We start from the raw sequence: 12,377 nt of genomic DNA, 5'->3' as shown, positions 1-12,377 counted from the left end.
TACTAGCAAGATCAAAGTAAAGTTAATTATTTTAAATTTGTATAAGACTTTTCATAATCAGATACTGGAATTTTATTTTCTCTAACGAGCTCTTGATACCAGTAGTGATGAAGAACATAAACTTCTTCTTCTTCTTTATATCCAGTAATCATCGACCAAATAGCGCCATGAATAGCAATAGCTGCCATATAAATATGAACTAAGAAAAATACTGCACATGCGATGCCAAGACAATTATGGATAATTACGCTATATCTTAGAAGATCAATTTGTGTAAGACCAAACCAAGAAGCAACCGCTGGCTCTTTAAAGTCCGTAAAATACATAATCGCGCCAGTAATTATCATAACAATACCACCAGGGATAGCGATCCAGTACCATGCTTTTTGACCAGCATTAAATTTACCAGCTGGAACAGGTCTCTTTTTCTTTGATAAATAGCCACCAACTATCATCATCCATCTGATATCATAAATTGCTGGAAGCATTCTCTTTGTCCAGGTAAATAACATAGGAAGCACAGAAACAGCAAAGATCACAGTTGCTGTATCGTGCAAGTATCTACAGAAACGCACAAATGTTCCACCGCCAAGCTCTGCACCCCACATAATGATGATACCAGTTGGCACTAAAATGATCCATGAGATCGCTGCCAAACCATGAGCTATACGTATGATCAATGAAAAAGCAAATACCTTTTTACCATCATGGCTAAAATGTTTTGGCCCAATGATTAAAAAGTGTAATGCAAATGCTCCAATAACAGCCAAAATGATAGAAAGTGCTGCTATTGCAAAATAATCATTACCTTGGATAAAAGTAAATATCGGCCCCAAACCTTGTTCGTATGGCTTGATATTTTCTATCCTTTCAGCCGCCCAAATGGCACTATTATATTGATTGACGCCAGTTGGTCCTTGAGTTGCCATTGCTGTTACAAATAATGTAAAAAGCAGAGTAAGAATTCTCGTCATTAGTATTCCTTTATGAGTTTGAGCTTAAACAATTTAAGTATTGGTTAAATACGTTAAATCGCATAGCTACGCTATTTTGATCGCTATTATATCAGAGCTAATCACAAGCAAACCTTAGCAAAAAAGATTACTAAAAATTTTATAAAAAATATTTAAGCTTTGTTAACTTTTAGAGTTTTTTGATCTGAAAATTTAGCTAAAATAAAGCCAAAATTTAGTTAAAAAGGACTGCGCTATGCATCTTCTTTGCCTTATATTTGATGAGTACGAGACGCTTGATCTTATGGAGCCAGTGGAGTTTTTAGCAAGGGTGCCTGAAATGAAGATAAGCTATGTTTCGTTTGATGGCGGGATGAAAAGAAGCAAATAAGGCTTTTTTATAAAGACCAAAAAGCTTAGTAAGATGCCAAATGAGAGCGTTTTGTTACTCCCTGGAGGTCAAGGCACAAGAGCGCTTGTAAATGATAGTGAGTTTATCTCAAGACTTAAAGAGTGCGTTTTGGCATCTAAATTTTGCCTAAGTGTATGCACTGGCTCAGCGCTCATCGCTCGCACAGGAGTGCTTGACGGACTAAAGGCTACCTCAAATAAAAGATCGCTTGAGTGGGTAAAAAGTTGCGGCGAAGCTGTAAAGTGGCAAGAGCGCGCCAGATGGGTGAGGGCAGGTAAATTTTATACAGCTTCAGGCGTGGCTGCTGGCATGGATATGGCGCTTGGATTTATCAGTGATCATTTTGGCAAGGAGCTAGCCCAAAAGATCGCAAACGAGACTGAATACAACAGGCAAAAAAGCTCAAAGATAGATAAATTTGCCAAAATTTTATAGATACTAATCTGTAAAAAATTTTTAGATATAAATAAAACGAACTTTTAGCATTTAGCAGTCAAAAGCTAGTCAAAACACTAGTGATTAATTTCTGCGTCTATACTCTTCATATCCGAATTCGCGGATCATTTTAACCTCGCCATTTTCTTTCAAAAGCACTAAATCAGGTAGTTTTATGCCATTAAATGTCGTATTTTTCACGATGGTGTAGTGGATTTGATCTTCAAAGATGACGCGATCGCCGATTCTTAGCTCACTATCAAATTTATATTCCGCATCGCCTGCTTCAAGCCCTACTATATCGCCAGCTAGGCAAGTATTACCGCCAAATCTATAAGCAAATTTGCCATTTTTACTCTCGCCTCTAACGGCTGGGCGGTAAGGCATGAGCACGGTATCTGGCATGTGCGCCTCGGCTGAGGTGTCAAGGATGGCGATATCTTTCTCGTTATGCACGATGTCAAGCACGCTGCTTATCAAAAAGCCAGTCTGCCAGCCTACAGCCTCGCCTGGCTCCAGATAGACCTCTACGCCGTATTTCTCGCGAAAGCGTCTAATGATATTTATAAGTAGCTCCACGTCATAATCAGCCCTCGTGATGTGGTGGCCGCCGCCCATATTTATCCACTTCATCTTTGGTATAAACTCGCCAAATTTCTCCTCAAACGCCTCCAGCACGACCTGCAAGCTGCTCGCACTCTCCTCGCAAAGCGCGTGAAAATGAAGCCCCGTGATGCCATCAAGAAGCTCTGGCTTAAAATTTGCCCTTGTGATGCCAAGCCTGCTAAATTTACCACATGGGTTGTAGCTGTCAGTTGGCGCTAGTGAGACCTCTGGATTGACCCGCAGGCCGCAGATGATGCCATTTTGCAGAGCAATGCCTTTAAATTTTTGCCACTGAGCAAAAGAGTTAAACGTGATGTGCTTTGAAATTTTTAAAATTTCATCAAAGTCCTCATCTTTAAATGCTGGGCTATACGTGTGGATCTCGCCTTTTACGTATTCGCTCGCAAATTTAGCCTCATGAAGCCCACTGCAAGTAGCTCCATCAAGGTATGAGCCCACCATATCCATCACTCCGCTAAACGCAAAGCCTTTGAGCGCTACTAAAATTTTAGCTCCGCTTTGCTCTTTTACATACTTTAAAAGCTCCAAATTTTTACGTACTTTGGCCTCTTCGCAGACGTAGGCTGGGGTTTTTATGCTTTTTAAAATTTCGTTCATCTTCTATCTCTTTTGCAAATTTTCAAATAAGTATATCTAAATTTATTTTTAAGTAAAATCAGCAAAAATTTCAAAGGATAAAATGTGGTAGAGATCGAATTTCTTGGGCCTATAGGGCTTGAGAGTATAAAAGTAGAGGCAAAAAATTTAGGCGAGGTAAAAGCTGCTTTAAGCGAGAAAGAAGAGCTTAAAAAGTGGCTAAATATCTGTGCTGTGGCTGTAAATGACGAGATCGTAAGCGATATAAATTTTGCTCTTAAATCAGGTGATAAAATTTCTATTTTGCCACCAGTTTGTGGGGGCTAAGATGCAAATTTATAATGGAAGCTTAGATGTTCAAAGCATCACAAACGAGTGGTATGAACGCTTTAAGGATAAAAACTGCGGTGCGCTCATCACTTTTGTTGGAATCGTAAGAGAAGAAGGTGGTATTTCGGCGCTTAGCTTTGATATCTATGAGCCAATACTTAAAAAATGGCTAGATGCTTGGCAGGAGCGAGCCAAAAAAGAAAATGCCTACGTACTCTTTGCTCACTCAAAAGGCGACGTGGCGGTGCATACGAGCTCTTATGTAGCAGGCATTGTGAGCCCTCAAAGAAAGGTCGCGCTAAGGCTCATAAACGAATTTGTCGAGGACTTTAAGGCAAATGCGCCGATCTGGAAATACGATGTGATAAATGGCGAGAGAATTTATGCAAAAGAGCGCAGCCAGGCGATAAATGGTGCTGGAATTTTAGCTTAAAAGGAAAAGTGATGATAACAAAAGAGAGCAAAAAAGATGTTTTTTGGGCGCTAGCCTTTGGGCTTGGACTTTTTATATTTAGCATCATTGGCTACTTTTATCTAGCTCTTGGCACAGCGTCTATCTTTGGTGTCATCATTGGTGCTCTCTCAGTGTTTTTTTGTGTTAGAAAAATTTTTCAAAACAACTTTTTACGCATTGAAGATGATGGGTTTATCATCACAAAAGGCTCAAAAAGCATAAAATTTTACTTTAAGGATATCGACGAAATCGCCATTAAAAGCTTTGGCGATAAGAAAAAAGTGGAAACTTTAAGCGTAAAATTTAAGAAAAACCGTCTTGATAGAGATGCTTGCTTTGGGTTAGTGCAACCACTAGGTGATGATTTGATCATCATTTTTGATAAATATGAACTCTCAAAATTTACCATTTCAAAAGAGCTAAGAGATAGGCTTAATAATTTTAGAGCATAATTAAATCATCCTATGATCTAAAAATTTTTATATAACAATTATCAAAATTTTATACATTTTTCACATTAAATTTACACCATTTAGCTACTCTTGCAAAAATAAAATTAAGCATTTTATCTACAATAGACTCGTAATTATGGATTAAAAATTTAAAAGATGACTTACATCAACTTTTATAAAGGGTTTTGCTACTACAATTCTGATAAAAGAAATCATAATTATATCTTTAAAAGGAGTTTACATGAGGCCCATTTTAAGCCTAGCAGTTCTTTCATCACTGCTTCTAGCAAATGAAGCAAATTTAGACATTATAAAGCCTATTAGAGAATTTGCACCGCCACCAGTCATCACGCCAAACGTTGCACAAAGTGCCTTTGTGGAAAATCAATTTGACCGCACTCAAAGAAGCGAATATCCATTTGTTACAAATTTGCTTGATAACTCAACTGATATGTTTCATATCTCGGCTGGAATGTATGGCAAAAGCTTTTACAATTCATCACTTTTTAAATATCGTGGCGCAAATTTTTACACCATCTTAAATGCAAATTTCACCAAAGCAAATAATTATAAAGACGGAAGTGGCAAAAAATGGAACTATGGCTACAATAGACAAGGTCAAAGCGCTATCTTAGGTTTTGTGCCAAATGATCTTAGCGAGCTTAGGCTTACGTTTTTAAGGGATAATATCGACAAAGACAAGCAGCCAGAACATGCGATGGATGCTTTTAAAACGACAAGAAAAGTTGGCAAACTAAATATTCGCTTAGGCGAAGAAGATCTTTCAAATACGCTAAATTTTGAACTTATCCTAAAAAAGGTTGAGCGAAAAGCTGATAATTTTCATCTAAGAGATGCCACTCCAAATGTGAAAGTGGATTTAAAAAGGAATATATTTGAGGCAAATTTAAAGTATGATGTTGATTTTTCAAGCTTTCACAATCAAATAGGTGCTGGCTTTGAAAAAGATAAACATGACGGCAAAAGATACATGAAACAAGGCAACAACTGGGTCTTTAACGGATACAGATTTGCTGATGTTAGAAATGATAAATTTATGCTCTTTGACACACTTGCTTATAAATTTAATGAAGCAAATGAAGCCTCGCTTGCCTTAAAATATGAAGAGCAAAGAAGTAAATTAAATGGTATCGACACTAAATTTTTCGCACCAAATCCAGCCATTAGTACGACTCGCGGGCTACTTCGTCAAATTTATGGCAAAGACGTAAGTGATAAGATCAAAAAAGACGCTTTTAGCGCAAGTTTAAAATATAAATTTACGCCAAACGACAAAGATAGCTACTTTGCAAAGCTTGAAAGCTTATCTCGCTTGCCAAGTAATATGGAGCGTTTTAACGCACTTTATGGTGCAGGCGATAATGGCTGGATAGCAAATCCGAATTTAGAGCCAGAAAGACACAACAGAGCGGTTCTTGGCTTTAAATTTGGCAGCGAGTTTTACAAAGAATACCTAAACTCTTTGCAAAACAAAGATGCTTTTAGCTTTGGAGGACATTTCATCGCTGATAGCGTTAAAAATTTGATCATTTTTGATAGACGCCACTCAAAAGCCCCAATGCAACTAAATAAAAATGCTGTCATCTCAAGAAACGTTGATGCAACGCTTTATAGTGTAAATTTCAATACAGAATATAGCTTTGCAAGGCACTTTGGCTTAAAAAGCTCACTTTACTACAACTACGGACAAAACAAAACCGACGGCAGGCCACTTTATCAGATAAGGCCTTTTGAGGCAAATTTCGCATTTGACTACAAAGACTATGCAAGCTTTGGTAGCTACAACCTTGGCACTGCACTAAGGCTAGTTTCAAAGCAAACTAGAGGCGATTTTAGCAAGCAAAATGGCCTAGGTATCGACAAAAAAGAGGCCGCAAAAGGATTTGGTTTGCTTGATCTTTATGGTGGCGTAGAGTTTAAAAATAAAGTTGGCATAAGATTTGGTGTAGCAAATTTATTTGACAAAGATTATGCAGAATTTATCAGCGGTGATCACGTAGCAGCACTTGATCCAGTAGTCGTTCATGCCCCTGGCAGGACATTTTTCATTAGCTTTCACAGCAGTTTTTAAAGGAGAAAAAGATGTTAGATAGAAGAAAATTTTTAGGACTTAGCACAGCTTTAGGCGTTAGCGCATTTGCACCAAATTTATTTGCAAAAGAGAGCTTTAATATGTGGGGTGCGCCAGCAATCCCAAGCGTCATAATGGCAGTTGCTGCACTGCAAGGGGAGTTAAATAAAACTTATGATGTAAGCCTAAATATCTGGAAAACACCAGATCAGCTTCGTGCAGGCGTGGCTAGTGGGGATATCAAGGTAACGATGTCGCCATCAAATGTCGCTGCAAATTTAAGAAATCAAGGGCTTGATTTTGCGATGTTAAATTTACTAACTCTTGGCGTAATGAACGCTATGGTTAAGGATGAAAAGATCAAAAATTTAGAGGATTTTGTAGGCAAAAAGCTCATCATGCCATTTAGAGGCGATATGCCTGATCTTGTTTTAAGAGCGCTTTGCAAGAAGCGAGGCATAGACGTTAGCAAAATAGACATCACCTACACAGCAACGCCGCCTGAGGCTCTGCTTTTATTTTTACAAAAAGATTTTGACATTTTAATAGTTCCACAACCTCTTGGCGAAGCGACTATTTTGCGCGGTAAAAAAGCAGGCGTTAGCGTGCATTACTCAGTTGATTTTCCAAAAATTTGGGGCGAGAGCTTTGGCACAAAACCTATAATCCCAATGGCTGGCATTATCGTAGAAAGAGGCTTTTACGAGAAAAACTTAAGTCTATTTGATACGCTTCATAGCGATCTTAAAAATGCACTTTCATGGATACTTGAAAATAAGCAAAGTGCAGCAAAGATAGGCTCAAGCTACTTGCCAGCTCCAGAAGTAGCACTTGCAAATGCTTTTGATAAGGCAAATCTAACAGTAACAAAAGCAAATGAACTACAAAGTGAAATCATGGCGTTTTTTGAAGAAATTTATCAGTTTAATCCAAAATTTCTAGGCGGCAAGATGCCAGATAAAGGTCTATTTTTATGATACTAATTGATGGCATCAAAAAAGATCGCTCAAGCTTTTTAAAAATAATTGACTATTTTTGGGGTGGATTTAGCGGATTTGCCGTAGTTTTTTTGATCTTAGCCATTTGGCAAGTGGGAAGCGAGTTTAGCTCCCCACTCTTGCTTCCGCCACCAAAAGATGTATTTTTAAAAGCCTGTGAGATTATAAAAGATTATAAAAACAGCGAGATAAACATAACGCTTTGCAGATCACTGATCGGAGTTTGCTCGGCAACATTTTTTGGTATATTTCTAGGGTTAATAGCAGGTAGCTTTAAAAGTTTTGCGGCCTTTTTAAAGCCTGTTATTACATTACTTTTGTCAATGCCACCGATTATTTGGATAGTGCTTGCTATTTTTTGGTTTGGATTTGGAAATTTTAGCACCGTTTTTACTATCTTTATAACCGTTTTACCGCTTACTTTTGCAAGCTCGGCAGTTGCTATGAGTAGCGTAGATGAGGAGCTAAAAGAGATGTTTGACGCTTATAATCTAGGAATTTTAAAAAAAATAAGACACCTTTACATCCCGCATCTTACGAGCTACATAATAAGCTCTATTAGTGTAGCTGTCGCAATGGGCGTAAAGATAGTCATAATGGCTGAGCTACTAGGTGCAAATAACGGCATGGGAGCAAAGATAGCAAATGCAAGAGCGATGCTTGAAACAACCGAGGTAATGGCGTATGTTCTTTTAAGTATCACTCTTATCATGCTCTTTGAATACCTCATCATTGAGCCACTAAAAATAGCTTTGATGCCTTGGAGAAGATGATGCTTGAGCTTAAAAATGTAGAGTATGAAATTTTAAGAGATAAGGTCGTAAGGAATTTTAGCCTAAATGTAAAAGGTGGCGAGGTAGTAACGCTTTTTGGGCCATCTGGATGTGGCAAAACGACGATACTTCGGCTTATTAGCGGACTAAATGAACCTAGAAAAGGAAAAATTTTTAATAACTTTAAAAAGACTACATATTTTTTTCAAGAAAATCGCCTACTAACATGGAAAAATGCTCTTGAAAATGTGCTTTTAGTTATGGATAAACCAGACATTAACGCTGTTTTAGAGCTTTTTAAAAAGGTTGGGTTAAGTCAAAAGGACACTTTAAAATACCCAAGCGAGCTAAGTGGCGGTATGAGACAAAGGGTCGCTTTCGTAAGAGCAGTCGTGACAAAACCTGATCTACTTTTGATGGATGAGCCTTTTTCTGGACTTGATTATGATATGAAAGAAATTTTAATTGAAATTATTGGCCAAAGAGTAAGTGAAGGTATGAGTGTGGTTCTCGTCACACACGATAGAATGGAGGCTGTGAAGATGTCAAATAGAATTTATTTCTTATCAAGTAAAGGTGCAGTTATACAAAGAGAACTTGAAATAGACAAAGATTTCAAAGAGCGCGATTTTACGTTTATTAGCAAGATGATAGATGAAAATTTCAAAGGGCAAATTTATTATGATTAATAATTTTTTTACTCATCCTATGAGGATATTTTTCTTAATGAGTGCCGCCTGTGCGGTGCTTGGTGCTAGTGTGTTTTTTACTCCAACTGATTTTGTGAGTTTGCATAAATTTATATTTTTGCAACTTTTCTTAGCCCTTGCTTATGCTGGATTTTTGCTAACTGGACTAACTGATTGGACAAATTTTCAAGCATCCCTAAAAATACATGCTTATATATTATTTTCACTCTTTTTTATAAGCTTTATATTGGCATTTTTTAGCCTATTTTTAGCACACTGCTTTATCGCTCTTTTTTGGCTATATTTGGTTTTGCTTTGTGTTTATATGATCTGGCGAGATAAAAACGATGATCAATTTGGCGTACTTGGCTTTTTGTTTGGTATTTTAGGCTTTGAAATTTATTATCTAATAAGTGGCAATGAAAAATTTCTAAATTTACAAGTTTTTATCCACGTGATCGCTATCTTACTCATCTCTTACCGTGTTAGTGTCGTACTTGGGAAAGAAGCACTAAAAAGAGAAAAAGGCATGGATGAAGCTGTTTTTGTGCCAAATTTTATCTATAAAAATATCGCTATTTGCTGCGTTTGTGCTTTTTTGCTTTTAAATATATTTTTTGAAGAAAGCATGGGTGTCTATTATGCCGCGATAGCTTGCGGAAGTGCGGTACTTGCAAAGCTTAAAGAGTGGCACTATAAAGAGCTTTTTAGGCATAGTTTTGTGCTTTTGTACTATTTTATGCAACTATTTTTAGCACTTGGATTTTTTGGAATCGGCTTTAGCGGCATTTTTGGGCTCCATCTTGAAACAAATTTTATGCATCTAATAGCGATAAATGCAGTAGTTTTTAGTGTGATGCTTATATTTAATGTCGCAGGACTTCGTCATAGTGGACAAGAGCTTGAGTTTTTACGCCTTAGTAAGGTTGCTTTCATTTTAGTTCTTTTAGCTGGCGTTAGCAGAGGAATTTTGGCTTATTTTTGGAGTGGCTTTTACATTCATTTACCAGCAACACTCATAGCAATCGCTTTTGTTTTTTGGCTCATAAATTTTTATGCGATCTTTAGGGATAACGATTTTAGCGATGACCCAGAGTAAAAAGATATTAAAAATCTATTCATTAATTAAAAAGAGTTTTTAAGTCTTTTTTGAAGTAAGTGGATATATAATTTGCGATATTTATTATCAATATTATAAAAAGGATTCTTTATGAACAAACTTACTTCTGTTGCTTTAGCAGCTTCATTTTTTGCAGTTTCAGCTCTTGCATTTAGTGTAGAAGGTGAACCAAAGGTAACATTTACTGGTTACAAGCTAGCAAATAAAACAGCCGTACCAGGTACTTTTAAGACGATAAATTTTAAAAGTCAAGAAAATGCAAATTTTGCTGATTTTTTAAAGAGCTTTGAATTTAAGCTAGAGCCAAAAGATATCGACACAAAGCTACCTGACCGCGATAAAAGGATTGGCATTATTTTTGATGGCAAGGCCGTAGATGGCAAGATCGTAGCTGTAAATGGCGACGATAAGGCCGGAGAAATGGATGTTCAGCTTAGCATAAATGGCAATTCAAAAATTTTTAAAACAAAATATGAAGTGCAAAATGGTAAGCTAATGGCAAAATTTTCAGTTGATCTTGTAAATGATTTGAAGCTAAATGAGAGCTTTGATAAATTTGCCGCTGCTGCCAAACCATTTCACGGTGGAAAGAGCTATCCAGATGTAGATGTTGGCTTTGAGGCAACTATAAAATAACTTTCAAATTCGGCGCCAGTAAGTTAGCTTGCGCCGAAGTTACCTCTTTATCCTAGTTTCTTATTCTGCGATACCGAAAAATCGAAGATGACGGATTTTTCATACAAAAAGGCGGCAAAAACGCCAAATTTTACTTTAAAGATATCGAAGAGATCGGCGTTCGCATGGTCGACGCCAAGCGCAAAATCGACGTTTTAAACGTGAGGTTTAAAAGAGGTAAACTAGACCGCGACGCGGCTGATGGCCTCATGCAGCCTATCGGCGACGATGATGCCGTGATATACGACAAATACGAGCTATCCAAGCACGAGGTTTTTAAAATTTTAAAGCAGAAATTTGAGGCGTTAAACGCACAAAAAAGCGAAAATAAGAAAAAGTAAAATTTGGCTAGGCCCGTCGGCTTCAAATTTGATTTTGGCTTTGGTGACCTAAAATTTGCGAATTTGACCGAAATTTGAGTCAAACCCGCAAGGCTAAATTTATTTATTAAAATACGCCGCGAGCGCGCTTAGCCAAACAAACAGAGCTATTATCCAAGACATCGTCCACGGCGTACCCGCAGAAAACGCCGCAAGCATCGCCGAGGAGAGGATGCCGCTACCGTATTGCAGCGAGCCGATGAGCGCAGCGGCCGAGCCCTTCATCTCCTGCGGCACGCTATCAAGAGCGGCGGCATTGGAGCAAGAAGCGATGATGCCGTTCATACTAAAAACGAAAAACATCGGGATTATCACGCCAAGAACGCCGCCCGTTTTGAAAAACGCAAACGCAAACAGCACGCCGGCAGCAAGCGCGGCAATGAGCGTGGAGACTATGAGCAGGTGATTTAGCGCATAGTGCTTTACCAGCTTTTTATTTACGAAACTTAGCGCCATGACGCCCACGATGTTTATGCCGAATAAAAATCCGTAGTATTTGCTAGGAATGCCGAAATAATCGATATAGACAAACGATGAGCCCGTGATAAACGCATAGGCGGCTACGTAGAAAAACGTCACGCTAAGAGTGTAGCGCATAAATTTGGCGTCTCGCAATAATCTTAGATAGTTTCTAAAAGACGATACGATGGGCTTTGTGGAGCGCTTTTGCAGCAGCAAGGTCTCCGGTAGAGAAAAAATCATCGCAAACATAACCGCGCTAGCTAGCGCCATCAGCCAAAATATCCCATGCCAAGAGCCAAACTCCAGTATCGCGCCGCCCAATAACGGACCCGCTATCGGCGCTATAGCCATGATGATAACTAGCGTAGAGAGCATCTGTGCGGCCTGCGAGCTACCGAAAAGATCGCTAATCATCGCCCTGCTTAGCATCGGTCCTACGCACGCGCCCACGGCCTGAAACACGCGCCAGAACACTACGCTAGCCATAGTGTCCGACATCGCGCATCCTACTGATCCGATCGCAAAGAGCGCCATACCGATAAAAAGCGGGATTTTACGCCCGATCCTATCGCTGATAGGCCCCCATACGAGCTGCGCTATAGCAAAGCCGATCAAAAAGCCCGTTATAGTAAGCTCCGCATCGCCATGCAACTGTCGCTCCATCGTAGGCATAGCGGGCAAATATACGTCCGTAGATAGCGATGTACATGCCATGAGCGCGCTTAGCACGACTAAAAAAGATAGTGAAGTTTTTGAGGAGTTCAAATTTTTCCTTTTGTTGTTATTTGAGTGGGCGCAGGGTTTGCGCGACTAGAGATTGAGAGTTTTAAATTTACTCAAATTTGTTTTGATAAAATTGGCGCGATTATAGCTAAATTTAAACGCTTTTCGATGTGGAAGCTTGGAGTAAATTCGATATGAAATTTCAGGCATAAATTTAAATGCAGGC

At 38.5% G+C, this 12,377-nt stretch carries 15 protein-coding genes; 12 read left to right on the top strand and 3 right to left on the bottom strand.

The window, feature by feature from the left end:
• Positions 1 to 26 precede the first annotated feature (26 nt).
• Positions 27 to 974, bottom strand: a complete 948-nt coding sequence (locus CVT13_RS03350; protein ID WP_021090567.1) for a formate dehydrogenase subunit gamma — start codon at positions 972 to 974, stop codon at positions 27 to 29.
• 235 nt (positions 975 to 1,209) lie between these two features.
• Between CVT13_RS03350 and CVT13_RS10525 the strand changes: the two genes are divergently transcribed.
• On the top strand, positions 1,210 to 1,344 hold the full coding sequence (locus tag CVT13_RS10525; protein ID WP_265094416.1) for a hypothetical protein: 135 nt from the start codon (positions 1,210 to 1,212) through the stop codon (positions 1,342 to 1,344).
• Between the two features lie 33 nt (positions 1,345 to 1,377).
• Positions 1,378 to 1,800, top strand: a complete 423-nt coding sequence (locus CVT13_RS03345) for a DJ-1/PfpI family protein (protein ID WP_234411958.1) — start codon at positions 1,378 to 1,380, stop codon at positions 1,798 to 1,800.
• 84 nt (positions 1,801 to 1,884) lie between these two features.
• Here CVT13_RS03345 and nspC read toward each other — a convergent pair whose 3' ends face one another.
• A complete protein-coding gene (gene nspC / locus CVT13_RS03340; RefSeq protein WP_107811599.1) occupies positions 1,885 to 3,024 on the bottom strand; it encodes a carboxynorspermidine decarboxylase in 1,140 nt (379 codons plus the stop codon).
• Between the two features lie 84 nt (positions 3,025 to 3,108).
• Between nspC and CVT13_RS03335 the strand changes: the two genes are divergently transcribed.
• From CVT13_RS03335 to CVT13_RS03290, 10 genes are all read left to right on the top strand, one after another.
• Positions 3,109 to 3,330: a MoaD/ThiS family protein gene (locus CVT13_RS03335; RefSeq protein WP_002941462.1), complete on the top strand. Its 222-nt coding sequence runs from the start codon at positions 3,109 to 3,111 to the stop codon at positions 3,328 to 3,330.
• Position 3,331: 1 nt separating this feature from the next.
• On the top strand, positions 3,332 to 3,766 hold the full coding sequence (locus CVT13_RS03330; RefSeq protein WP_084041651.1) for a molybdopterin synthase catalytic subunit: 435 nt from the start codon (positions 3,332 to 3,334) through the stop codon (positions 3,764 to 3,766).
• A gap of 11 nt (positions 3,767 to 3,777) precedes the next feature.
• A complete protein-coding gene (locus CVT13_RS03325; protein ID WP_107811598.1) occupies positions 3,778 to 4,239 on the top strand; it encodes a molybdate transport repressor in 462 nt (153 codons plus the stop codon).
• A gap of 241 nt (positions 4,240 to 4,480) precedes the next feature.
• Complete coding sequence (locus tag CVT13_RS03320) at positions 4,481 to 6,331, top strand: TonB-dependent receptor domain-containing protein (protein ID WP_107811597.1); 1,851 nt, start codon at positions 4,481 to 4,483, stop codon at positions 6,329 to 6,331.
• An 11-nt stretch (positions 6,332 to 6,342) separates the two neighbouring features.
• A complete protein-coding gene (locus tag CVT13_RS03315; protein WP_107811596.1) occupies positions 6,343 to 7,308 on the top strand; it encodes an ABC transporter substrate-binding protein in 966 nt (321 codons plus the stop codon).
• Entirely contained in the window at positions 7,305 to 8,102 is a 798-nt protein-coding gene (locus CVT13_RS03310) for an ABC transporter permease (protein WP_103560510.1), read from the top strand. Before CVT13_RS03315 ends, CVT13_RS03310 begins: the two co-directional genes overlap by 4 nt.
• Positions 8,102 to 8,791 carry an ABC transporter ATP-binding protein gene (locus CVT13_RS03305; RefSeq protein WP_107792814.1) on the top strand — a complete coding sequence of 230 codons (690 nt, stop codon included), beginning with the start codon at positions 8,102 to 8,104 and terminating at the stop codon, positions 8,789 to 8,791. The genes CVT13_RS03310 and CVT13_RS03305 overlap by 1 nt, the downstream gene beginning before the upstream one ends.
• Complete coding sequence (locus tag CVT13_RS03300) at positions 8,784 to 9,890, top strand: NnrS family protein (protein WP_107811681.1); 1,107 nt, start codon at positions 8,784 to 8,786, stop codon at positions 9,888 to 9,890. The genes CVT13_RS03305 and CVT13_RS03300 overlap by 8 nt, the downstream gene beginning before the upstream one ends.
• A gap of 111 nt (positions 9,891 to 10,001) precedes the next feature.
• Positions 10,002 to 10,547, top strand: a complete 546-nt coding sequence (locus tag CVT13_RS03295) for a hypothetical protein (RefSeq protein ID WP_107811595.1) — start codon at positions 10,002 to 10,004, stop codon at positions 10,545 to 10,547.
• Positions 10,548 to 10,711: 164 nt separating this feature from the next.
• Positions 10,712 to 10,927 (top strand): hypothetical protein, encoded by a 216-nt coding sequence (locus CVT13_RS03290; protein ID WP_234411957.1) that lies wholly within the window; start codon positions 10,712 to 10,714, stop codon positions 10,925 to 10,927.
• A 99-nt stretch (positions 10,928 to 11,026) separates the two neighbouring features.
• Here CVT13_RS03290 and CVT13_RS03285 read toward each other — a convergent pair whose 3' ends face one another.
• Positions 11,027 to 12,193 carry a multidrug effflux MFS transporter gene (locus CVT13_RS03285; RefSeq protein WP_107811594.1) on the bottom strand — a complete coding sequence of 389 codons (1,167 nt, stop codon included), beginning with the start codon at positions 12,191 to 12,193 and terminating at the stop codon, positions 11,027 to 11,029.
• Positions 12,194 to 12,377 lie beyond the last annotated feature (184 nt).

The sequence above is a fragment of the Campylobacter concisus genome (genome assembly GCF_003049085.1).
GTDB classification, from domain to species: domain Bacteria; phylum Campylobacterota; class Campylobacteria; order Campylobacterales; family Campylobacteraceae; genus Campylobacter_A; species Campylobacter_A concisus_H.
The sequence above is the reverse complement of the archived record's forward strand: the minus strand, read 5'-3'. Positions and strand labels throughout refer to the sequence as shown.

Coding starts and splice junctions, on each gene's coding strand:
- CVT13_RS03350 (WP_021090567.1), bottom strand. CDS start 974: ATGACGAGAATTCTTACTCTGCTTTTTACATTATTTGTAACAGCAATG.
- CVT13_RS10525 (WP_265094416.1), top strand. CDS start 1,210: ATGCATCTTCTTTGCCTTATATTTGATGAGTACGAGACGCTTGATCTT.
- CVT13_RS03345 (WP_234411958.1), top strand. CDS start 1,378: ATGCCAAATGAGAGCGTTTTGTTACTCCCTGGAGGTCAAGGCACAAGA.
- nspC (WP_107811599.1), bottom strand. CDS start 3,024: ATGAACGAAATTTTAAAAAGCATAAAAACCCCAGCCTACGTCTGCGAA.
- CVT13_RS03330 (WP_084041651.1), top strand. CDS start 3,332: ATGCAAATTTATAATGGAAGCTTAGATGTTCAAAGCATCACAAACGAG.
- CVT13_RS03325 (WP_107811598.1), top strand. CDS start 3,778: ATGATAACAAAAGAGAGCAAAAAAGATGTTTTTTGGGCGCTAGCCTTT.
- CVT13_RS03320 (WP_107811597.1), top strand. CDS start 4,481: ATGAGGCCCATTTTAAGCCTAGCAGTTCTTTCATCACTGCTTCTAGCA.
- CVT13_RS03315 (WP_107811596.1), top strand. CDS start 6,343: ATGTTAGATAGAAGAAAATTTTTAGGACTTAGCACAGCTTTAGGCGTT.
- CVT13_RS03310 (WP_103560510.1), top strand. CDS start 7,305: ATGATACTAATTGATGGCATCAAAAAAGATCGCTCAAGCTTTTTAAAA.
- CVT13_RS03305 (WP_107792814.1), top strand. CDS start 8,102: ATGCTTGAGCTTAAAAATGTAGAGTATGAAATTTTAAGAGATAAGGTC.
- CVT13_RS03300 (WP_107811681.1), top strand. CDS start 8,784: ATGATTAATAATTTTTTTACTCATCCTATGAGGATATTTTTCTTAATG.
- CVT13_RS03295 (WP_107811595.1), top strand. CDS start 10,002: ATGAACAAACTTACTTCTGTTGCTTTAGCAGCTTCATTTTTTGCAGTT.
- CVT13_RS03290 (WP_234411957.1), top strand. CDS start 10,712: ATGGTCGACGCCAAGCGCAAAATCGACGTTTTAAACGTGAGGTTTAAA.